Raw genomic sequence first — 21,972 nt, 5'->3', positions numbered from 1 at the left:
TGCTGTGAAGATCGAAGTGGATCGGGACCAGTGCGAGGCCAATGGGGTCTGCGTGGGCGTCGCGCCCGAGGTGTTCGAGCTGGATGACGACGATGAACTGCACATAAGCGAGCCGGACGGTGATATTGACCCGCGGCGAGTGGCTCAGGCGGTCGCGTCTTGTCCGAAGGTGGCGCTGACTCTGCGCGCCTGAGGGTTGCCCAAAACGAGAACAGATTCTAGTCTGACGTTCCACTCACCCCGAGGAGACGTCATGTCCGTGGACCTCGACGGCAAAGTCGCCGTGGTGACCGGCGCGGGCGCCGGACTGGGCCGCGCAGAGGCGCTGTCGCTGGCCGCCCAGGGTGCGGTGGTGATCGTCAACGACCTGCCAGGTGGCACCGGAGGAGACGTCGTCGCCGACGTCGAGGCCGCGGGCGGCAAGGCCGTCCTGGTCGAGGGTGACGTCGCGGACCGGGCGACGGCCGACGCGCTCACCGCGGCCGCGCTCGACCGGGGCGGCCTCGACATCGTGGTCAACAACGCGGGCCTGCTGCGCGACCGGATGCTGTTCTCCATGTCCGACGAGGAGTGGGACCTGGTTCTCAAGGTCCACCTCCGTGGGCATTTTCTGCTGTCCCGCAACGCCGCCGCGCACTGGCGGGCCGAGTCCAAGGCCAAGGGCGGCCCGGTCTACGGCCGGGTGGTCAACACCGCGTCGGAGGCGTTCCTCGTCGGCTCGGCGGGACAGGCCAACTACGCCGCCGCCAAGGGCGGGATCGTCGCGCTGACTCTGGCCACCGCCCGCGGGCTGAACCGCTACGGCGTGCGTGCGAACGCCATCTGCCCCCGCGCCCGCACCGCGATGACCGAGGACGTCTTCGGCGACGCCCCCGACGGCCCGGACCCGCTCTCGCCCGACCAGGTCGCGCCCCTGGTCGCCTATCTCGCCTCGCCCGCCGCCGACGCGGTCACCGGGCAGGTCTTCGTCGTGCACAGCGGCATGGTCGCCCTGCTCGCCCCGCCAACGGTCGAGCGCCGGTTCGACGCCGACCAGTGGACACCGCAAACGCTTGCTACCCAGGTCGGCGGCTATTTCGCCGACCGCGACCCGACTCGCTCGTTCGCGGCGGATGACATCCTCGCGCTCAGCAAGGAGAGCTGATGACCCTCACCGTGGCGTCCCACGCCGCTCGTGTCGGCCTGCCCAGCCAGGGCATCCTGATCGACGGCAAGTGGCGCTCGACTGAAGCGGCCTGGACCCACATCCACCCCGCGAGCGGCGAGGCCATCGGCGAGTTCGCGGTGGCCAGTGCGTCCGATGTGGACAGCGCGGTGCGGGCCGCGCGGACAGCGTTCGACGAGGGAACGTGGCCGAGGGCGCGGGCGACGGTCAGGATCAAGGCCCTGCACCGCTACGCCGCCCTCCTGCGCGAACACGCCGACGAGCTGCGCGCCCTCCAAGCCCTCGACAACAGCGTCCCGCTCAGTTTCGGCGGCATCTACGCCACGTCGGTCGAGGCCGCCGCCGACGTCTTCGAGCACCACGCGGGCTGGATCGACAAGATCGGCGGCGAGACCCTGCCGCCGTACCAGGGCGGCGACCACCTGGCGATGACCTTCCGCGAGCCGGTCGGCGTGGTCGCGGCGATCCTGCCGTGGAACGCGCCGTTCCTGCTCTACGCCCAGAAAGTGGCCCCCGCGCTCGCGGCGGGCTGCACCGTCGTGGTCAAGCCGTCGGAGTACGCGACGTTCACCGTGCTGCGCATGATCGAACTCCTGCAGGAAGCGGGCCTGCCCGACGGCGTGGTCAACGTCGTCACCGGCCCCGGCGACCCGACCGGTGAAGCCCTGATCACGCATCCGCTGGTCGACAAGGTCAGCTTCACCGGCAGCCGCGCGGTCGGCCGCCGCATCATCGAGGCGTCGGCGGGCACGTTCAAGCGGGTCAGCCTGGAACTCGGCGGCAAGAGCCCGACCCTGGTCTTCCCGGACGCGCCCGACATCGGCCTGGCCGCGATGACGACCATGGGCACGGTCACGATGGGCTTGTCCGGCCAGGCCTGCGTCGCGCACACCCGCGCGCTGGTCCACCGCGACGTCTACGACGCCTTCCTCGGCGCCGCCGAACTCCTCGCGGGAATGATCACCTACGGCGACCCGTTCGACCCGACCGTCCTCGCCGCCCCGCTGATCAACCCGCGCCAGCTCGATCGGGTGATCGGCTATATCGATCGGGGCAAGGACACGGCCAGACTGGTCACCGGTGGGTCTAAAGTGGACGGAGTGGGGAACTTCGTCCAGCCGACCATCTTCGCCGACGTGGACAACACCCATGAGCTGGCTCAGGACGAGATCTTCGGCCCGGTCCTCGCGGTGGTCCCGTTCACCGACGAGGACGAAGCCATCCGGCTCGCCAACGCCACCGAGTACGGACTCGGCGCCGGGATCTACACCACCGACAACCGCCGCGCCTTCCGCGTCGCCCGCGCCCTGCGGGCGGGAACCGTGGGGGTCAACGGTTTCCAGGTCGAACCGCACCTGCCCTTCGGCGGGTTCAAGCAGTCCGGACTCGGCCGCGAGGGCGGCCGGTCCGCGTTCGAGGCGTACACCGAACTGAAGACGGTGCTCATGCCGCTCACCGACGAACTCATGTAGGGATGTCCGAATGGGACGGTTGGATGACAAGGTCGCGCTGATCACGGGCGCGGCGCGAGGGCAGGGCGCGGCTGCCGCGCGCCGGTTCGTGGCCGAGGGCGCCAAGGTCGTGCTCGCCGACGTCCTCGATGACGAAGGCAAGACCTTGGCCGACGAACTCGGTGACAGCGCGTACTTCCGCCACCTCGACGTCGCCGACGAGGACGACTGGGCGGGCGCGGTCGCCGACGCCCGCGACCGGTTCGGCCCCGTCACCGTGCTGGTCAACAACGCGGGCATCCTGCACTTCAGCCCGCTGGTGGACACCAAGCTCGCCGACTACGAGCGGGTGATCCGGGTCAACCAGGTCGGCTGCTTCCTCGGCATGCGCGCGGTCGCGCCCGGCATGATCGAGGCGAAACGCGGCTCGATCGTCAACGTCTCGTCGATCGAGGGCCTCAAAGCCGCGCAGCTCGTCATCGCCTACACCGCAAGCAAGTTCGCCATTCGTGGAATGACGAAGGTCGCGGCGATGGAACTCGGCGAGCACGGCGTCCGGGTCAACTCCGTGCACCCTGGCGTGATCGACACCCAGATGTTGCCCACCGCGCTCGGCGGGATCGAAGTCGACACGAGCCGCATCGGCAAGCGAGTCGCGCTGCGCCGGACCGGTCAGGCCGACGAGATCGCCAACCTCGTCCTGTTCCTCGCCTCCGACGAGAGCTCGTACTGCACCGGCTCCGAGTTCGTCGCCGATGGCGGAGCGACTACCACCCACGCCCTGTCCTTCTAACGTAATACCTGTGAAATTTTCGCGTACCTGGTTCGCCGACGCATCGTTGTGCTGACGAACACTGTCCGCGGTGACGACCGGCAGGAGTGATCAGCCGTTGAACACGCGAACCGACATCGCTGTCGTGCGCGGCCTGCGCCAGGTCGGCCGGGTGACAACGCTGGCCTGGGACGTCGTCCGGTTCACCCCGCGCAGACCGTTCCAGACCCGCGAGTTCATCCAGCAGTGCTGGTTCTTCGCCAGCGTGACGATCCTGCCGACGGCGCTGGTGGCGATCCCGTTCGGCGCCGTCATCGCCCTGCAACTCGGGTCGCTGACCCAGCAGATCGGCGCGCAGTCGTTCATCGGCGCCGCCAGCGCGCTGGCCATCGTGCAGCAGGCGGCCCCGCTGATCACCGCGCTGCTCGTGGCGGGCGCGGGCGGGTCGGCGGTGTGCGCGGACATCGGCTCGCGCACGATCCGCGAGGAGATCGACGCGATGGAGGTGCTGGGCGTCTCACCGATCCAGCGGCTCATCGTGCCAAGGGTGCTCGCCGCGATGGTGGTCGCGACCCTCCTCAATGGACTCGTCAGCGTGGTCGGTGTCGCGGGTGGCTACTTCTTCAACGTCGTTCTGCAAGGCGGCACGCCGGGCGCGTACCTGTCGAGCTTCAACGCGCTGGCCCAGCTGCCGGACCTGTGGATCAGCACGATCAAAGCGGTCATCTACGGCTTCGTGGCCGGGATCATCGCCGCCTACCGCGGGCTCAACCCGTCCGGCGGGCCCAAGGGTGTCGGGGACGCGGTGAACCAGACGGTCGTGATCACGTTCCTGCTGCTGTTCGCCATCAACGTCGTGCTGACCGGCATCTACCTCCAGATCGTGCCGCCGAAGGGGTTGTGACATGGCCACGATCCCGCGCCCGCTGCGCAAGGCGGTGACCCAGCCCGCCGAGGGGCTCGCTTCCCTCGGCTTCCAACTCGCGTTCTACGTGCGGGTGATCAAGTCGTTGCCGCGCACGATCTCGCACTACCCGCGCGAGATCATGCGGCTGCTCTCGGAGGTGTTCTTCGGCAGCGGCGCGCTCGCCGTCATCGGCGGCACGCTCGGCGTCATGGTCGGGATGACTGTCTTCACCGGCCTGATCGTCGGCCTCCAGGGCTACTCCGCGCTCAACCAGCTCGGCACGTCGGCGCTGACCGGCTTCATCGCCGCCTACTTCGACACTCGCGAGGTCGCGCCGCTGGCCGCCGGGCTCGCGCTGTCGGCGACGGTCGGCTGCGGCTTCACCGCGCAGCTCGGCGCGATGCGGATCTCCGAGGAGATCGACGCGCTGGAGGTCATGGCGGTGCCGAGCCTGCCGTATCTGGTCACCACCAGGGTGATCGCGGGCGTGGCGGCGGTGATCCCGCTCTACGTCGTCGGCCTGCTGTGCTCGTATATGGCGTCCCGGCAGGTCACAGTCTGGTTCTACGGTCAGTCAGCGGGCACCTACGACCACTACTTCCATCTTTTCTTACCCCCGGAAGACGTGCTCTGGTCGTTCCTCAAGGTCCTGGTGTTCAGCGTCGTGGTCATCGCCGTGCACTGCTACTACGGCTACACCGCCACCGGCGGCCCGGCGGGCGTCGGCGTCGCGGTGGGCCGCGCGGTGCGCACCGCGATCGTGCTGCAGACCCTGCTCGACTTCTTCCTCAGCCTGGCGATCTGGGGCGCGTCGACGACGGTGAGGATCGCCGGATGACCGAGGGCAAGCTGCGGTACCAGGTCTACGGGCTGGTGTTCCTGCTCGTGGTCGCCGGGCTCGTGTGGGTCGCGATCGGCTTCTACCGCAAGGCGTTCACCACGGTCGTGCCGGTGAGCCTGGAGACCGACCGGGTGGGCAACCAGCTGCGCGAGGGCTCCGACGTCAAGCTGCGCGGGATGATCGTCGGCGAGGTCCGCTCGATCCGGCCGACCGGCGACCGCGCGGTCCTCGACCTCGCCATCGACCCCGACTCCATCGACCTGATCCCCGACAACGTCTCCGCCCAGCTGCTGCCCAAGACGCTGTTCGGCGAGCGCTACATCGCCTTGCAGCTGCCCGCCGCGCCGTCGCCGACCCCGCTGCGCGAAGGCTCGGTGATCCCCCAGGACCGCACCAAGTCGGCGATCGAGATCGAACGCGTCCTCGACCACTTGATGCCGCTGCTGCAAGCCGTGCAGCCGGAGAAGCTGGCGACCACGCTCTCGGCGATGTCGACCGCGCTCGACGGCCGGGGCGAGAAGTTCGGCGAGACCATCGTGGAACTCAACGCCTACCTGGAGAGGTTCCTGCCGAGCCTGCCCGACCTGCGGGCCGACCTCACCGCGCTGGCCGTCGTCGCCGACACCTACGCCGACGCCGCACCCGACCTGCTGGCCGCCATGTCCGACCTGACCACCACGACCCGCACCATCGTCGAGCAACGGTCCAATTTGGATGCTCTCTACGCGTCGACGACCACGGCGGCGGTCGACCTGGAGCGGTTCTTGGCCGTCAACAAGAACAACCTGATCGAGCTGGCCGACACCTCACAGTCCACTTTGGCCGTTCTCGCGAAGTACGCGCCGGAGTACCCTTGTCTGCTGGAGAACCTGGTCAAGGCGATCCCGGCATCGGAGCGCGCCTTCGGCAAGGGGACCGACCACCCGAACGTCTCCCGGGTCACCATGGAGATCGCCGCGAGCCGGGGCAAGTACCTGCCAGGCGTCGACACCCCGCGCTACGACGACAAACGCGGCCCCCGCTGCTACCGGATGGCCCAGCCAGGCGAGAAGTTCCCGCAGTACACCACCGACGGCCCGCTCAAGGACGGCTCATCCAAGCCGCCGCCTCCAAGGTCGGACCGGCCGGAGCAGTTCCGCCCGACGATCCCGCAGAACACCGACGTGCCGCTGGTGGCCAACACGCCCGCCGAACGCGACCTGGTCAACGCCCTGATCGCGCCCGGTCTCGGCGTGATGCCCGACGACGTGCCGGAATGGGCGAGCCTGCTGGTCGGACCGGCCTTCCGGGGCGTGGCGGTGAGCCTGCGATGAGGTCGGTCACCGGTCCGCTCATCAAGATCACTGTCTTCGCCGTGGTCACCGTCGCGCTGACCGCACTGCTGGGGCTGACGATCGTGAACTCCACCCTCGACCGCACCACCGGCTACGCGGCCCTGTTCACCGACGCCACCGGCATCATCGCCGGTGACGACGTGCGCATGTCCGGGGTGCGGATCGGCCAGGTCAGCGGCGTCACGGTGGTCGACCGGCCGGGCGGCGGACCGCAAGTGGCCGAGGTGACCTTCACCGTGGAGGCGTCGCGCAAGCTGCCCGCCTCGATCACGGCGACGATCAAGTACCGCAACCTGATCGGCCAGCGCTACGTCGCCCTGGGCATCGGCGAGATCCGCGACACCAACGCCGTGTTCGGCTCCGGCGACACGATCCCGCTCGACCGGACCAAGCCCGCGCTCAACCTGACGGTGCTGTTCAACGGGTTCCGCCCGCTGTTCCAGGCGCTCGAACCCAACCAGGTCAACGAACTCACCGCGCACCTCATCCAGGTCCTGCAAGGCGAGGGCGGCACGATCGACAGCGTCCTGACCCACACGTCCTCGCTCACCAACGCCATCGCCGACAAGGACAAGGTGATCGGCCAGGTGATCGACAACCTCAACACCGTCCTCGACACCGTCAACGGCCGCAGCGCCGAGGTCGCGGGGCTCATCGACCAACTCCAGCGGCTCAGCACCGGCCTGGCCGAGCAGCGCGAGCCCATCGGCGACGCGGTGGCCGCGCTCGGCGACCTGACCACGGTCACCTCGGGCCTGCTCACCGAGGTCCGGCCGCCGCTCAAGCACGACATCGCCGGGCTCGGGCAACTCTCCACGACCCTCGCCCAGCACGAGACCACGGTCGAGACCTTCCTCCAGACCTTGCCGGGCAAGCTGAACAAGATCACCAGGTCGGCCAGCTACGGCAGCTGGTTCAACTACTTCCTGTGCAGCGCGTCCGGCCGGGTCGGGGTGTCGGAGCTGGGGATCGTGGTGGACCTGCCGCTGCTGCCGCTGCCGGGGACCCAGCGGCCGGAGAGGTGCGGGCCATGAAATCACTCCGGGAACGTGACCAGGCGAGTGTGGGCGCGGTGTCCCTGGTGCTCATCGTGCTGACCGTGCTCGCCACGTTCTTCGCCGAGGACCTGCCGATCATCGGCGGGGGCACCACCTACGCCGCGGAGTTCACCGAGTCGGCGGGTCTGCGGCCCGGCAATGAGGTCCGGGTGGCCGGGGTCAAGGTCGGCGCGGTCGACGCCGTCGAGCTGTCGGGCACCCGGGTCCGCGTCGACTTCACCATCCGCGACGCCCGCATCGGTGACCGCAGCACGCTGTCCATCCAGATCCGCACCCTGCTCGGCGACAAGTTCCTCGCCATCTCCACCGAGGGCGCCGACACACAGAACCCCGACGACGTCATCCCGCATGCGCGGACGCTGACGCCATTCGACATCCTGCCGGTGTTCAACGAGCTTTCCCGAACGGTCACGAAGATCGACACCGACCAGCTCGCCGAGAGCTTCCGGGTGGTCTCCCAGGCCATGTCCGGCAGCCCAGAACACTTCCGCGACGCGCTCACCGGCATGTCCCGCCTGTCGGCCACCCTCTCGACCCGCGACGACGAACTCGCCAGGCTGCTGGCCAACACCTCGACCCTGAGCAAGACCGTCGCCGACCGGGACCGGCAGCTGCAGAAACTGTTCGCCGACGCAGGCCTGCTGCTCGACGAGCTGCAGGTGCGCCGCGACGCGGTGGGCAAGCTGCTGACCGGCACCAAAGCCCTGGCCGACGAACTGCGTGGGCTGGTCGCCGACAACTCCGCCCAGCTCAAGCCGATGCTGACCCAACTGGACAAGGTCACCACGGTGCTGGCGCGCAACCAGGACAACCTGAGTCAGGGCGTGGCGAACCTCGCGCCGTTCGTGCGGGTGTTCAACAACGTGGTGGGCAACGGCCGCTGGTTCGAGGGCTACATCTGCGGGCTGCTGCCGCCGCCGGTCAAGACCGGGATCTTCGACATCAACCCCGAGGGCTGCTCGACCCCGCTGACCCCCGGAGGTGGCCAGTGATCCTGCGGTCCAAGCTCCATCGCGACGCGACCTTCGCGGTCACCCTGCTCGTAGTGCTAGGCCTGATCCTCGCGGGCGCGCTGTGGTGGGCGGCCAAGCCGACCTCCGGCGTGTCGATCACGGCCCGCTTCGCCAAGGCGATCGGCGTGTATCCCGGCTCGGAGGTCAAGGTCCTAGGCATCACGGTCGGGTCGGTGGACGCGGTGACCCCGCGCGGCGACCACGTCGAGGTCACCATGACGGTGGACGACGGGCTGCCACTGCCCCCCGACGTCTCCGCCGTCGCGGTCGCGCCGAGCCTGGTCAGCGACCGGTATGTGCAGCTCACGCCGGTCTCGGACGGGGCATCGCTGGCCGACAGCACGGTGATCCCGCTGGAGCGCACGTCGACTCCGGTCGAGATCGACGACCTGGCCGCGAGCGTGGCCGAACTGGCCGACGCGCTCGGACCGAACGGAGCCAACGCGGACGGCGCCCTGTCGGACGCGATCAACTCCGCGGCCGCCACCCTCGACGGCAACGGGCAGCTGCTCAACGACACCATCCACCGCCTGTCCGAGGCGGCCAATACTTTGTCGACGTCGTCCGGGGACCTGTTCTCCACTGTGGACAACCTGCAGAAGTTCACCCGCGCACTCGCCGAGAGCGACGCGCAGGTACGCGGCTTCAACACCCGACTCGCGAGCGTGGCCGACTACCTGGCCGACGACAGCGACGACCTCGGCATCGCACTCACCGCCCTGGCCGACGCGCTCGGCCAGGTACACGGCTTCATCGCCGAGAACAAGGACCTACTCAAGTCCAATGTGGACCGACTGGTCGGCATAACCCAAACGTTGGTCGACCAGCGCGGCGCACTCGCCGAGGTACTCGACGTCGGCCCCCTGGGCGCTTCCAACTTCCTCAACACGTATGACGCCGCCACCGCGACCTTCGCCGTGCGCGGCAACATCAACGAGCTGACCTACCCGCCCATGGCGCTGCTCTGCCGAACCATCGCGGCGAGCACCCCCAAGCAACTCCCACAGCTCCTAAGCGACACGTGCGCCAAACTGGCCCCGATCCTGGACGGCACAGTGAAACTGCCATCCCCGAACGACGCCCTCAACGCCTTGCAACGCGGCGAACTGCCGCCGATGCCACTGCCGCTGCTTGACCTCCCCGGCCAGAACGGCCCCGGACTCACGGGCGGTGGCCGATGACCCGAGTTGTCCACAGTCACCTCAAACCATCCACAGCCCAACGCCAACCACCCCGCAAGCCGCCCAGCACCGATAGACTGGCCAAGGGCCGTCCCCCGGGACAGGGTGGGGGCCGCGCTCGTGGGGTTTGCGCTTGCGGGGGGTTGGTCTTTGGCTGTCGGTTTTGGCGATGGTGACGACCGGGTGTGGCAGTGGTGGCCTGTATGACGTGCCGCTGCCCGGCGGCGCTGATCTGGGGGATCGTCCCTACCGGGTGACCGCGCACTTCGCCGACGTGCTCGATCTGGTCCCACAGGCGGCGGTGAAGGTCAACGATGTCGCCGTCGGGCGGGTCGACCGGATCACCTTGGCCGAGGACAACACGACCGCCGTGGTCGACCTGCTGGTCAACGGCGACGTCCGGCTGCCCGGCAACGCCGCGGCCGACCTGCGTCAGTCGAGTCTGCTGGGGGAGAAGTACATCTCGCTGCGGGCGCCCGCGCAGGGGCAGGGGTCGCTGGACGACGGCGCGGTGATCCCGAGGGAGCGCACCAACCGCAACCCCGAGATCGAGGAAGTCCTTGGCGCGCTGTCGCTGCTGCTCAACGGCGGCGGGGTCGGGCAGGTGGCCGACATCGTGGGCGAAGTCAACGCCGCGATGTCGGGGAACGAGGACGAGATCCGCGCCTTCTTGTCCAATGTGGACACGGTGGTGACCGAACTGGACGGTCAGAAGGGCAACATCACCCGCGCCATCGACTCGCTCAACCGGCTCTCCGGCACGCTCGCCGCGCAGACCGATCAGATCACCGGAGCGCTGGACCACCTGGCGCCGGGGCTCAAGGTCGTGGCCGACCAGCGCGACCAGCTCGTCACCATGCTCGGCGCGCTCGATCAGCTCTCGGCCACCGCCGTCGACACGGTCAACCGCAGCAAGGCCGACCTTGTCCAAGATCTCAAACTGCTCGCCCCCACGCTGGAGAAGCTGGCCGCGTCCGGGGCGAACCTGCCGAACTCCCTGCAACTGCTGCTGACCTACCCGTTCACCGACTACACGCTCAACGCCATCCAGGGCGACTTCACCAACGTCGACGTGAAGTTCGACCTCGACCTGAGCGTGCTGCTGGACAACATCAACAGCGCGAGCACGCCGATGATCCCGCTGCCGGGCGTGCCGCCGCCGGTCGCGGCGCCGCCGCAGGTGCCCGCGCTGCCGCTGCTGCCGTCGCTGCCGATCCCGCAGGTGCCGACGGCCGGTGGCGGATTGCTCGGTCCGCTGCTCGGCGGCCTGCTCGGGGGTGGTGGCTGATGCTGGCGATGCCGGTCAAGGTCCGATTGTTCCTGTTCTCGCTGATCGCCGTCGTCGGCATCGCTTATGTCGGCGGCACCTACGCGGGCCTCGACCGGCTCGTGGGCCTGCGCGGCTACACCGTCACCGCGCGGTTCGCCGACTCCGGCGGCATCTTCACCAACGCCGAGGTCACCTACCGGGGCGTCCCGGTCGGCCGGGTCACGGCGCTGCGGCTGGCCGTGGACGGCATCGACGTCGACCTGGAGATCGAGGACAGCGCCCCGGCCATCCCCGCCGACACCGACGCGGTCGTGGCCAACCGCTCGGCGGTCGGGGAGCAGTTCGTGGACCTGGTCCCGTCCCGCGACGGCGAGCCGTTCCTGGTTGACGGGTCGGTGATCTCCCGGGAACGGACCCGGATCCCGACTCGGCCGGACGAGCTGCTGTCGAAGCTGGACACGCTGGTCACCAGCGTCCCGATCGAGTCGCTGCGCACCGTCGTCGACGAACTCGACCTCGCGTTCCGCGACACCGGGCCTGCGTTGCAGTCGCTGCTCGACGACACCGCCACCCTGACCGGCGCGGCCACCGAGCACCTGCCGCAGACCACGAGCCTGCTGGCCGACGGCCGGATCGTGCTCGGCACGCAGGCCGCGCAGTCGGACCTGATCCGCTCCTACAGCCGCGACCTGCGCACCATCGCCGCCCAGCTCAAGACCTCCGACCCGGACTTCCGCTCGCTGCTGAACACCGCGCCCGCCGTCTCCGAGCAGGTCTACGAGATCCTGCGCGACTCCGGCCAGGGACTCAGCGTCGTGCTGGCCAACCTGCTGACGACCGCGCAGATCACAGTGACCCGGACCGACGGCCTGGAAGAGCTCCTCGTGGCCTTCCCGATCATGGTCGCGGCCGCGCCCGCGGCGAACCCGGACGGCACCGGCCACCTCGGCCTCGTACTCACCTTCGCCGACCCGCTGTCCTGCACCCGCGGCTACGAGACGACCAAACAGCGGCCCGCCAACGACCTCGCCGACACCCCGGCGAACCACCAGGCGTACTGCGCCGAGCCGCCGGGGAGTCCGACGGGCGTGCGGGGGTCGCAGAACGCGCCCTACGGTGGGAAGCCGAAGGAGATCCCGGCCGCACCGGTCGCCGCGCCCGGCCGCCCGGCGCCTGCGTTCCCGCTCCCGGGCACGGTCGGTATGCCGGGGCTGCCCGGTCTGCCGTCTTTGGCAGCTTTGCTCGGACTCTCCGGATAGGGATCAGCGGCCTCATCACGTTTATCGATCACGTGGTTACGCTGGGCATACCGGCGGCGATGTCGAGGCATGCGAAGATCCCTCTGGACCGCGGGCGTGTCGATCTCCCTGATGATCACCGGCTGTGAATCGGTGACACAGGACTCTTGGAATTGCACCCAGAGTCGATGTGAAATGACCGTGTCCGGATCCCCGACACTGGAGGTGCTCGACGCGCGCCTCAAGACGAAGGTGTCCAGAGGGCGGATCCGGGTGTCCGGCGGGGGCGTCGACGTGACGCTGAATCCGGGCGAAGCGGCGATGGTCGACGGCGTGCGGGTGGAGGTCCGCTCGGTGGAGAACGGCACGGCCACCATCGTCGTCACCGAATGACGAATCAGGGGGCAGTACGAAGGGCGGGCGCCGCATGGACCTCCCGGACGGAACCGTCGACCCGAGTTCCGGCGTGTCGCCAGGGATGATCCTGGCGGGTGCCGTCGCCTTCCTTCCGCTCGACCTGATGGTGCTGCTCATCGTGCATTCCGGCGGCGGCACCGCCCTGTCCACCCTGGTCCTGCTCGGTCTCGCGGTGGTCGGCGGGCTCATCCTGATCCTGACCCCCAACCGGTCCGCGCGCGGATTCGGCATCGGGCTTCTGCTCGGTTGGGTCATCGTCACCGTGGCCAGTGGTGGGACGTTCACGGGTCTGGGGTGAATTCCGTGGATAGGCCAACTGGCGCGTGATTGCCGGTGCGCTAGGAGGTCCATAATCCGTACCCATAACATGTCCGCATGGAACTGGAGTTCCGCCACCTGCGGATCGTCATCGTGGTCGCGGACGAAGGCAGCATCACCAAAGCCGCCGCCGCCCTGGGCTTGTCTCAGCCGTCCCTCACCTCGCAGTTACAGCGCATCGAACGAGCCATGGGCGCGCCGCTGTTCGACCGGGCCCGCACCGGGGTGATCCCCACCTCCTTCGGGCGCACTGTGCTGGTCAAGGCCCGCGCCGTGCTCCAGGAGATGGCCGACCTCCGCGGCGACGCGACCGCGGCGCCACCAGGCCCCAACCGCCAGATCGAACTCCGCATCGGCGGCATCCCCGGCGCGCTGGTCCCGACCCTGGTGCCCAGGCTGATCGGCCTGCACGCCCGCGCCGCGGGCCCGGACTCGCCGCCGCTGAAGGTCGCGGTGCACACCGACCCGTCGGTAGCGTCCCTGCTGGCCAAGGTCCGCGCGGGCCGAGTCGACGCCGCCATCCTGGTCGAGGGCGTCGGCTTCGAGGGCAGCGGCGCCGACGGCGTCCGCAGGGACGTGATCGTCCCGGTCGAGCCCCAGTTCGTCGCCCTGGCCGAGTGGCACCCCCTGGCCGCCCACGAGACCGTGGACCTCGCGGCGCTCGCCGAGGAGAACTGGATCGTCGACCCCCAGGAGGACCACGGCGGCGTCGCCGCGCTGCGCTGGGCCTGCCGCAACGCGGGCTTCGACCCGCGGATCACCCACGAGGCCAGCGACTCGGTCTCGGCCAGGGAGTTCGTCACCAGCGGGCAATGCGTGAGCCTGGCCCAGCCGACGTCGAAGGAGGGCATGGGCCTGGTGGTTCGGCCGCTGGTGGGGGATCCGCTGGTGGGCCGGGTGGAGTTGGCCTGGAAGGACCCGAGTCCGGTCGACCCCGAACTGATGCGGGAAGCCGTCGCGGTGACGTACTCGGAACTGGTCAACCGCAACCCGAGCTACACGAAGTGGTGGGCAGAAAACGGCGTCCTACTGGCGTAACTCCGAAGCGCCACTGACGCGTCCGTATGAATCAGCGCGGGTGGGTCTCAGGTGTGGTGGTTTCGGCGCCGACGACGGTGGTTGAGATCAACCAGCACACGAGGTCTGAAGTGGGCGCATGTCCGGTGTGTGGAGCGGGAACGGTGGACCCTGGGCAGACAGTGCCGCCTCACCAGGAGCGCGCCACTCGAACTACGTGTTCGGGGAGTGGCCAGACCGCGGTTGAGCGGTGAGTCACTGACAGATCTCAGATGAGATGCGTCAAGATGGGGGCGTGCAACTTCGAGAGCTTGATGCGCTGCTGGTGTCCCTGCTGAGCAACGATCACCCGGAGATCGTCAACGCGGAGCTGATCGACAAGGAGTCGTCCCCACACAGCAGGGTCCGCGTGGACTTCGCCTCCGGGGCCCGCGTGACTATTCAGGTCCGCTCGGTCGAGGGGCCAGGTGTGCCCGCACATCAGCCGTACGCGATCCCGTCGGCGGTGATCTGACATGTGGCGTGATCGCTTCGTGCAACATGTCCGGGACCTGCTCGCTGAGAGTGGACACCCTGAGATCGCCAGTGTCGACACGTACCAAATCGACTCGGCGGTCTCTGACCTCAAGATCACATGCACAGACGGACGTGTGTTCAAGTTGCACATTGTCCGCACCTCGCCGCCTGGCGGCGACAATTACAAGCAACCCGAGCCGGTTGTCACCAAGCAAGCCGATGTGCAGTAGTGAGCGTGTCCAAGACCGTGCTCGCAGATTCACTGATACTTTGGGATGTCGACCACACCCTCATTGAGAACGGTGGGGTCAGCAAAGAAACCTACGCGCTGGCCTACGAGTTGATTGTTGGTCAACAGCCGAATGTGAGACCTGTTACTCATGGTCGGACAGATTTTCAGATCATGAGGGCACTCCTGGAAGCGAACGGCCAGTCCGCAGCGGCGTTCCCAACCATATCCGAATTCACCGGACCATTGTTGGATGCCATGGCAATCAAGTCGCCGGAGCTTCCGGGGCGAGGGTATGTATTGACTGGAGTGGTTGCGGCGCTCACCGCACTCTCCATCGAGCCAAATATCATCCAGTCGGTGCTGACCGGAAATATCTCCCAGAACGCGTACGCCAAGGTCACGCCTTTCGGTCTGGACGAGTGGTTGGATCTGGATGTCGGCGGCTACGGGTCCGATAATGAGGTTCGGTCCGAACTGGTCGACGCTGCGCGGCGCAAGGTTGAAGCCAAGTACGGGCGACGGTTCACCCCTGAATCGACGGTGCTGATCGGCGATACGCCTCTAGACGTCAAGGCTGCGCATGACGGCGGAGCCAAGGTTATTGCTGTGGCCACGGGCGTTCATGATCTTGCAGAGTTGGTGGACGCAGGGGCCGACGAAGCGCTGCTGAACCTGGAGGACCACCAGGGGTTCATGGCCGCGCTCGCGAGGGTCCGGGCTATGCCTGCACGCTAGCCGACCTTGGTGCCTGTGGTTGAGTAGGCGTAAGCCTCGTCGCTCCAAACAAGTTCAAGGCTGCGCATGTACATGTCGAACATGTCGGCGCCAGATTGCCTGCGCAGGTGCAGGATCGGCGCCAGGTATCCGTAGGTTCCGTAGGCGTGTTGGTTCACAAGCATTTGGTCGTCGTAGCGAAAGATTGAGTTATAAAGCGACGTTCCGTGAATGCGAAACTCGACACCCTCGACTTCAAGTAGGGGTCGATAGTAGGCCAGTGCCATCTTGATTCTGCCAACGAGAGCATCGTGAAGTCGCTCTTCGCGGCCCCGAAGTTCCATTGCGGGTGCGTCCGGGTCCCCCATGAGGATTCGGACGCGCACACCCTTGGTAGCTTTCTCCTTTATGATGGAAATCGCCTCTGGGTTGTCTTCCGGTAGGAATAGGCTCGCGTTTGCGAACAGGTCTATCCGGTCATGCGCACCCTTGAGTAGATTCAACCACAGGCTCTTCGGCGTGTCGGAGCGATGCGCGTATAGTGCCACGAATTCTGCGGGCACGTTCGACGCGTTGCCCGCCGATGGTGCGGGTTCAGCTGAAGAGTCGGGTTGGAAGAGTTGCGCGGCGGTCCACCCGGGAAACATCTTCTCAAGCACTCGACAGTGATGCGGGTATGGAAGACTGAGTACATCTCCCGAAATCCATCGGAAGAATTGCGATCGGCTTGGGCCGGTGCCCTTCAGGTCCGGATCGGTAGCCATCGCGGCTCTGTTGTACTCCTTTGTAAATGCCTGATGGCCTTGAAGGTGGCGCTTCTTGAGTAGCGCCTTTAGAACGGTTGACGGCTCATCCATCGACGCTCCCCTTCTTCGTGCCCGGATGGGCGAACCTACTACAGATGGAACCTAGATGCGACTCGGCTGGGACAAGGTGGGAACAGATGCGATCGACATGGGGACTAGACGTGACCTGCTGTTGTCCGATGGTGGAGGTAGCCCGGTGACACGTGGGCTGCACAACACAGGTGACAACAGAAGGGTTTCCAAATGGGAGGGCGAGGTTGCGGGTCGCCCGGGGCGTTTCTCGGGCCGCTTGGAAGGTGTCGGTGGTGATCGCGGACCACTTGGACCTGCGGTGGCAGTCCGCCTACAGCGCGTATAGGCGGGCGTCGGGGGATGTTGCGATTGTCGAGCGGAGTGATCCAGACATGGCGCGGGCGATGGCGGTGGCCTCGTGGGAGGTGGCGGTGGCGTGGCGCGAAATCGCGGACGCACCCGGCCTCCCGTGATGGGCGGTGGCGTCGGTGCGCTCGGCGGCTGAGGCGTTCGAGTCGCAAGCGCGGGATTGGAATGCGCGCGCGGATGCCGGGATAGGTCCGTTGCTGCGTTCGGTGGTGCCTTGGCGGCAGGGCGGGGATGCCTGATGGTTTCGCGACAGATTCGGACGCTGCGGGAAGCCAACGAGGTGCTGGGGCGGGAGATGCCGCGGCCGGGGTCGTCGTACACGGTGCTGGTGTCGTTCCACCGTCGCGCGGAGCGGGTCTACCGGGAGGTGGCGTTGACTGATCGGCACCACCATCACGAGGCGATGGCGTGGGCGGGGATCGAAGCCGCTAACGCTGTGAAGGCCGAGAAGGGCCTTCGTGAGGCGCAGTCCCGAGAGGCACCTAGATAGGCGAAGGCCGATGAGTCTGCCGTGCCTGGGCTGATCCCCGCGGCCACCGCGTCAGCGGTCTCCTCGTGAACGAGGAGACGGACCTGAAGCGGTGTCCGCATTCACTGAACAGTTAACGGTTAACACTCCCGTTCGGGTGGCCTAGCCTCCGGTCCAGGGAGGCTGAGCCATGGCGATCATGTCTGTGGAGAACCGCGACGCCGGTCCGTTCGCCGACGCGCTGAGGGCGGCGATTCGGGCGCGGGGGCTGGGGTTGCAGCGGCTGCGGGAGCGGCTGCGGGTGAGTGGTGTCTCGATCAGTCTGGCGACGCTGAGCTACTGGCAGTCCGGGCGGAGCAGGCCGGAGCGGCGGGAGTCGCTGGTGGCGCTCAAGCACCTGGAGACCGTGCTGGAGGTGCCAGAGGGATCGCTGGCCGCGCTGCTCGGTCCGCCCCGGCCGCGGGGGCGCTGGCTCACCACGGTGGCCGACAGCATGCCGGTGAGCGCGTTGTGGCCGCGGCCAGAGGCGGTCGTCGACGCGCTGGCCGGGGTCGACGCGAGTTGGGACGATCGGCTTACCCGGCTCAGTCAGCACGATCGGGTCTTCGTCGGTCCCGAAGGCGGCGAGGTCGGCTACACCTCCCGCCAGGTGCTGCGGTCCGAGGTCGACGGGCCGGACCGGTGGGTGGTCATCCTGCACACCGACGAGCACGACCGGCCGCCGCCCGTGGTGCACCCGGTCCGCAACTGCACGCTGGGCCGGGTGGTGACTCAGCGGGCGGAGGGGCTGATCGTGGCCGAGCTGATCTTCGACCGGCCGCTGGCCAGGGGCGAGACGGTGATCACCGAGCACGAGATCGTGCACGCCGCGCCGTTTCCGGTGGATCGCAACTATGAGCGGAAGTTCCGGTTCCCGGTGCGGGAGTTCGTGCTGGAGGTGACCTTCGACCCGCGCGCGCTGCCGTCGCGCATCGAGCGCTACAGCCGGGTCGGCGGTGGCCCCGAGCAGACCGTTTCCGCTGTTTCCGACGCCAGCGGGAGCGTGCATTCCGTCGCGCTCAACTTCGGTCCTGGTTGCCACGGTTTCCGCTGGTCGTAGTGGAGTTAACAGTTAAGCCCGCGCCCTCGTTGTGCGTAGCCGAGGTAGGGGGTCATTCTGCAGCGGTGGGTTATCCCGGAGGCGAGGCGACCGCGGTCCTCGAAAGATCGTCGAGACCGTTCTTACGTACGGCACTGGACGACGTGCGCGCCGCCGTGGAGCCGATGATCGGCACCGGCCGGGTCGCCGACTACATCCCCGCCTTGTCCACTGTGGACCCCAAACGGTTCGGCATGGCGGTGGCCACCGTCGACGGGGAGACCTACGGCATCGGCGACTACCGGCAGCCGTTCTCGGTGCAGAGCCTGGCAAAGGTCTTCGCCTTCGCGCTGACCCTGGCTGTCGACGGCGACGGCGTCTGGGGCCGACTCGGGCGCGAGGCCTCGCCCCACCCGTTCAACTCCCTGGTGCAGCTCGAACAGGACCTGGGCGTCCCCCGCAACCCATTCCTCAATGCGGGCGCCCTGGTGACCACCGACCGCCTCCTCACCCTCACCGGCGACGCCGCGGGCGCATTGCGCGCCTTTCTTTGCGCGGAGTCGGGCAACACCTCGGTCGACACCGATCCCGAGGTCGCCTCCTCCGAACTGGCCCACGTCCACCGAAACGCCGCGCTCGCGCACCTGGTGGCCAGCTACGGCAACCTGGACAACGCCGTCGCCGACGTCCTCGACCACTACGTGCGCCAGTGCGCCATCTCGATGTCCTGCGAAGACCTCGCCGCGGCGGCCCTCTTCCTGGCCCGAGGCGGCCTCGGCGCCGACGGAGCCGCCATCCTCGACCGCGACGCCACCAAACGCCTCAACGCCACCATGCTGGTCTGCGGGATGTACGGCGGCGCGGGCGAGTTCGCCTACCGCGTCGGCCTCCCCGCCAAGAGCGGCGTCGGCGGCGGCATCATCGCGGTGGTCCCCAACCGATGCGTCGTGTGCGTCTGGAGCCCCGGCCTGGACGCCTGCGGCAACTCGGTGGCGGGTGTGGCGGCCCTGGAGGCCTTCTCGTCGATCACCGGCTGGTCCGTGTTCTGAGAAAAATTTGCGTTCAACGGTGGTTTACACCCGTAGTGGTGTTGTCACGCGCCCCCGATACCGCCAACATGATCCTGGACGGCCACGGAGTCGAGCAGGGTCGACTACGGTCGGCCGTCCGGCCTCGCCGCAACGCACTAATCCGGCCGGGACACCGGATTGACGCGCCCTCGCACGGCGAGGCCAGGTGACCCCGGGGCGGCGCTGCCAATCAGTCGCCCCGGGGTCACCCCACCAATCCGTTACAGGGGTGGAAGTCATAGTGGTTGCAGTGCATCACCACAACGGAACGCAAGGGGCCAAGCAAGACGGCGCCCACCAGCCCATCAGCCCCACCAGCCAAGCAGGCGAGCAGGCTCAGTCAGGATCGCTGGTCCGAGGCAACTGCCGCCGATCCTCGTCCCCAGCCAACCGATTCCACTCCCCATTGGCCACCGCACTCAACGTCGGCCGCTCAGCCTGCGCATACTTCGGCGAAACCTCAGTGTCATTCACCGCCGCCGTCAACTCCGCAAACGTCGGCAACAACGCCGCGGCCTCCCGAATCTGATCAGGATGCCGCGACAGCCACCACACCATCGCACTCCCCGGATCAGTGAAGACGTTCTCCGTCAAATACGACCGAGTGCTCTGCTCCAGCTCCCGCTCCTGGTGCAGCACCTGCTTCTCCTTGCGCAGCTCCGCGAGCCGAGCCAGCCGAGCGACGTCCGTCTCCGGAATCGTCAACCCCACATCCTCCGCCCAAGCCGTGATCTGCCCGGACCGGTCCACCACCTTCACACCCAACTCCGCGGCGAGGCGAGTGCGCACGTTGTCCGAGTCGGTCGGCGCCCCGGTCACCGTGATCTGGCGGGCCCGTTCCAGGACGGCGTGAACAGCCAAACCGCGAGGATTGCCGTGGTCGGCGTCCGGATGCGTCGTCCAGCAGACCTTGCAGGACAGGACGAACCGGTAATACGGCTCGGCGCTGTCGATCGGGATGGCGGGGACGTGGTGCTCGTTCAGCGTGGGCTCCGGCTCGGGCTTGGCCGCGGCCCGCTCCTTGGCCGCCTCGGCCCGCAGCTCGGCCTGTTCGCGTTGGAACACCACCTGCCGGATGCCCATCGCGCCCGCGCCGATGGACAGCACGAGCAGGACCACGGTGAGCCACCGCGGGAGGTTGAAGGCGAAGGTCAACATGAGCGGCAACAGCAACGCGGCGCCCATCACCAGGACGGGCGCCCGCCAGCGCGCGGAGGTCTCCACACTGTGTGCGTACCTGGTGGGACCTTGTCGCAGTAGCCGATCCATTCGGATTCCCTCGAACATACGAACATCATCACGGCGGGCTTGGGCCAAGCGGCTGAACCGATCCGGCATCAGGGGGCTTAGCGCTGTGTCCACGAACGTTGCCAGGCTCTCGACGGCCCAGCTTCCCGCTGGGCGCACCGCCGGAAAGCCCAAGTACACCCAGTACGAGCGGCATTCCGGCGGCACGCCCAGCGGAAACCTGGATCCGCCGATAGCCCGACAACGCTCATGGACACAGCGCTAGAGCGCCGAACGGATGCGCGCGGCGAAGTCCTCGGCCCGGTTCTCCGCGTCGTACGGGTGGCGCGGGCCGAGCCAGAATCGTAGGCCGTCCTTGCGTCGACGGGGGATGACGTGCAGGTGAAGGTGCGGCACCGACTGGCTGACCACGTTGTTGATCAGGATCATCGACCCGTCCGCGCCCAGCCCGTCCTCCACCGCCCGCTCCAGCCGCTGCGCGAGGGTGAAGAAGGCCGGGACCCGCTCGGCAGGCAGGTCGCTGAGTACCTGGACGTGCGTCTTGGGCACCACGAGCGTGTGGCCGTGGAACAGCGGCCGGTGGTCGAGGAAGGCGATCGTCGCGTCGTCCTCGTGGACCACGGCGGCGGGCAGCTCGCCGTCGGCGATCTGACAGAAGATGCACGGCTTGGGGGTCATCGGTGCATGTTATGGCTCACTGGGATATCCGCGGGCGCGGTGTCGCTGTCAAGATCGGCACAGCCGGTCGACGACCGGTCATGTGTGCTGGGCACAATGGCGCAATGAGCGCCCCAGACACCCCGTATCAGGTGCGTCGGACCCCGACCCAGTTCCGCGCCACCCGGCAGATCGAACGCATCCTCGACGCCGCCGCCCGGGTCGTGGTGGACAAGGGCTTCTCGGCCGCGACGACAGCGGACATCGCCAAGACCGCCAAGGTGTCCATCGGCTCGGTCTACCGCTACTTCCCCGACAAACTCGCCGTCATGCGCGCCGTCGTGGAACGCAACACCCTGCGCTACCAGGATCGCGTCACCGCCGAGGCCGCCGTGCTGCCGGTCTGGCACGAGGCCGTCGCCCGCGCGTACTCGATCTATGTCGGGATGTGCCGCACCGACGAGGGCTTCCGGGCCATCAGCAACGCGGGCCTCGCCGCGGGCGAACTCGACTCCAACGAGTTCGACGACCCGCTCGCCGACGGCCTGGCCGACGTGCTGGTCGACCGCTTCGGCTTCATCGACACCGCCGAGCTTCGGGTGACCCTGCTCCAGGCGGTGACGATCGGGGACGTGCTCACCCGGCTGGCGTTCCGGCTCGACCCGACCGGCCACGAGGACACGCTGGCGAAGACCGCCGCCATGGTCCACGAGCTGATCGCGGTCCACGCCCCGAGCCGCTGACCGTTGGGGTGTCCGCGGCCGACCGTCCACAAAGTCAGTTGGGAAACCCGCTGGTAGCAAGGTGATCACCGCCATA

At 67.9% G+C, this 21,972-nt stretch carries 24 protein-coding genes; 21 read left to right on the top strand and 3 right to left on the bottom strand.

Translation table 11 applies throughout. From position 1 onward, the window contains the following. Positions 1-4: 4 nt before the first annotated feature. The 17 genes from BN1701_RS21170 (at position 5) to BN1701_RS21085 (ending at position 15,465) form a co-directional block, all read left to right on the top strand. Positions 5-193, top strand: coding sequence for a ferredoxin (locus tag BN1701_RS21170; protein ID WP_054056006.1), 189 nt, complete (start codon positions 5-7; stop codon positions 191-193). A 60-nt stretch (positions 194-253) separates the two neighbouring features. Continuing rightward, positions 254-1,144, top strand: a complete 891-nt coding sequence (locus BN1701_RS21165) for a 3-oxoacyl-ACP reductase (RefSeq protein ID WP_157368139.1) — start codon at positions 254-256, stop codon at positions 1,142-1,144. Then, positions 1,144-2,637 carry an aldehyde dehydrogenase gene (locus tag BN1701_RS21160; protein WP_054051498.1) on the top strand — a complete coding sequence of 498 codons (1,494 nt, stop codon included), beginning with the start codon at positions 1,144-1,146 and terminating at the stop codon, positions 2,635-2,637. Before BN1701_RS21165 ends, BN1701_RS21160 begins: the two co-directional genes overlap by 1 nt. A 10-nt stretch (positions 2,638-2,647) precedes the next feature. Continuing rightward, positions 2,648-3,409 carry a glucose 1-dehydrogenase gene (locus BN1701_RS21155; RefSeq protein ID WP_054051496.1) on the top strand — a complete coding sequence of 254 codons (762 nt, stop codon included), beginning with the start codon at positions 2,648-2,650 and terminating at the stop codon, positions 3,407-3,409. Positions 3,410-3,506: 97 nt separating this feature from the next. After that, positions 3,507-4,292: an ABC transporter permease gene (locus tag BN1701_RS21150; RefSeq protein ID WP_054056004.1), complete on the top strand. Its 786-nt coding sequence runs from the start codon at positions 3,507-3,509 to the stop codon at positions 4,290-4,292. Position 4,293: 1 nt separating this feature from the next. Continuing rightward, complete coding sequence (locus BN1701_RS21145; protein WP_054051494.1) at positions 4,294-5,133, top strand: ABC transporter permease; 840 nt, start codon at positions 4,294-4,296, stop codon at positions 5,131-5,133. After that, the gene (locus BN1701_RS21140; RefSeq protein ID WP_054051492.1) at positions 5,130-6,449 is read left to right on the top strand and encodes an MCE family protein; all 1,320 of its coding nucleotides are present in this window, start codon (positions 5,130-5,132) and stop codon (positions 6,447-6,449) included. The genes BN1701_RS21145 and BN1701_RS21140 overlap by 4 nt, the downstream gene beginning before the upstream one ends. Then, positions 6,446-7,504: an MCE family protein gene (locus BN1701_RS21135; protein WP_054051490.1), complete on the top strand. Its 1,059-nt coding sequence runs from the start codon at positions 6,446-6,448 to the stop codon at positions 7,502-7,504. The genes BN1701_RS21140 and BN1701_RS21135 overlap by 4 nt, the downstream gene beginning before the upstream one ends. Beyond that, complete coding sequence (locus tag BN1701_RS21130) at positions 7,501-8,520, top strand: MCE family protein (RefSeq protein ID WP_054051489.1); 1,020 nt, start codon at positions 7,501-7,503, stop codon at positions 8,518-8,520. The genes BN1701_RS21135 and BN1701_RS21130 overlap by 4 nt, the downstream gene beginning before the upstream one ends. Beyond that, on the top strand, positions 8,517-9,722 hold the full coding sequence (locus BN1701_RS21125; RefSeq protein ID WP_054051487.1) for an MCE family protein: 1,206 nt from the start codon (positions 8,517-8,519) through the stop codon (positions 9,720-9,722). Before BN1701_RS21130 ends, BN1701_RS21125 begins: the two co-directional genes overlap by 4 nt. Positions 9,723-9,891: 169 nt before the next feature. Continuing rightward, entirely contained in the window at positions 9,892-11,010 is a 1,119-nt protein-coding gene (locus BN1701_RS21120; protein WP_054051485.1) for an MCE family protein, read from the top strand. After that, on the top strand, positions 11,010-12,251 hold the full coding sequence (locus tag BN1701_RS21115) for an MCE family protein (RefSeq protein ID WP_054051483.1): 1,242 nt from the start codon (positions 11,010-11,012) through the stop codon (positions 12,249-12,251). Before BN1701_RS21120 ends, BN1701_RS21115 begins: the two co-directional genes overlap by 1 nt. Before the next feature lie 174 nt (positions 12,252-12,425). Further along, positions 12,426-12,623 (top strand): hypothetical protein, encoded by a 198-nt coding sequence (locus tag BN1701_RS21110; RefSeq protein WP_054051481.1) that lies wholly within the window; start codon positions 12,426-12,428, stop codon positions 12,621-12,623. A gap of 34 nt (positions 12,624-12,657) precedes the next feature. Beyond that, positions 12,658-12,945, top strand: coding sequence for a hypothetical protein (locus BN1701_RS21105; RefSeq protein WP_054051479.1), 288 nt, complete (start codon positions 12,658-12,660; stop codon positions 12,943-12,945). 77 nt (positions 12,946-13,022) lie between these two features. After that, positions 13,023-14,003 (top strand): LysR family transcriptional regulator, encoded by a 981-nt coding sequence (locus tag BN1701_RS21100; RefSeq protein ID WP_054051477.1) that lies wholly within the window; start codon positions 13,023-13,025, stop codon positions 14,001-14,003. 274 nt (positions 14,004-14,277) lie between these two features. Continuing rightward, on the top strand, positions 14,278-14,496 hold the full coding sequence (locus BN1701_RS21095; protein ID WP_054051475.1) for a hypothetical protein: 219 nt from the start codon (positions 14,278-14,280) through the stop codon (positions 14,494-14,496). Between the two features lie 237 nt (positions 14,497-14,733). Continuing rightward, positions 14,734-15,465 carry an HAD hydrolase-like protein gene (locus tag BN1701_RS21085; RefSeq protein WP_172803296.1) on the top strand — a complete coding sequence of 244 codons (732 nt, stop codon included), beginning with the start codon at positions 14,734-14,736 and terminating at the stop codon, positions 15,463-15,465. On the opposite strand, the gene BN1701_RS35860 is transcribed toward BN1701_RS21085, so the two are convergent. After that, entirely contained in the window at positions 15,462-16,301 is an 840-nt protein-coding gene (locus BN1701_RS35860) for an XRE family transcriptional regulator (protein WP_157368138.1), read from the bottom strand. The two genes, BN1701_RS21085 and BN1701_RS35860, sit on opposite strands and share 4 nt — an antisense overlap. Before the next feature lie 568 nt (positions 16,302-16,869). On the opposite strand from BN1701_RS35860, the gene BN1701_RS21075 reads away from it, so the two are divergent. The 3 genes from BN1701_RS21075 to BN1701_RS21065 all read left to right on the top strand — a co-directional run bounded on the left by BN1701_RS21075 (position 16,870) and on the right by BN1701_RS21065 (position 19,227). Continuing rightward, entirely contained in the window at positions 16,870-17,121 is a 252-nt protein-coding gene (locus BN1701_RS21075) for an AMED_5909 family protein (protein WP_054051462.1), read from the top strand. Positions 17,122-17,290: 169 nt separating this feature from the next. Next, positions 17,291-18,199, top strand: coding sequence for a hypothetical protein (locus tag BN1701_RS21070; protein ID WP_054051460.1), 909 nt, complete (start codon positions 17,291-17,293; stop codon positions 18,197-18,199). A gap of 65 nt (positions 18,200-18,264) precedes the next feature. Beyond that, positions 18,265-19,227, top strand: a complete 963-nt coding sequence (locus BN1701_RS21065; protein ID WP_369800580.1) for a glutaminase — start codon at positions 18,265-18,267, stop codon at positions 19,225-19,227. Positions 19,228-19,584: 357 nt separating this feature from the next. On the opposite strand, the gene BN1701_RS21060 is transcribed toward BN1701_RS21065, so the two are convergent. After that, positions 19,585-20,472: a hypothetical protein gene (locus BN1701_RS21060; protein ID WP_157368137.1), complete on the bottom strand. Its 888-nt coding sequence runs from the start codon at positions 20,470-20,472 to the stop codon at positions 19,585-19,587. 285 nt (positions 20,473-20,757) lie between these two features. Further along, entirely contained in the window at positions 20,758-21,174 is a 417-nt protein-coding gene (locus BN1701_RS21055) for an HIT family protein (protein ID WP_054051457.1), read from the bottom strand. A gap of 104 nt (positions 21,175-21,278) precedes the next feature. Between BN1701_RS21055 and BN1701_RS21050 the strand changes: the two genes are divergently transcribed. Continuing rightward, positions 21,279-21,896, top strand: a complete 618-nt coding sequence (locus BN1701_RS21050) for a TetR/AcrR family transcriptional regulator (protein ID WP_054051455.1) — start codon at positions 21,279-21,281, stop codon at positions 21,894-21,896. Positions 21,897-21,972 lie beyond the last annotated feature (76 nt).

It is taken from the genome of Alloactinosynnema sp. L-07 (assembly GCF_900070365.1).
Classification (GTDB): domain Bacteria; phylum Actinomycetota; class Actinomycetes; order Mycobacteriales; family Pseudonocardiaceae; genus Actinokineospora.
Note: the sequence above shows the minus strand (reverse complement) of the source record. Positions and strands in the feature narration are given on the sequence as shown.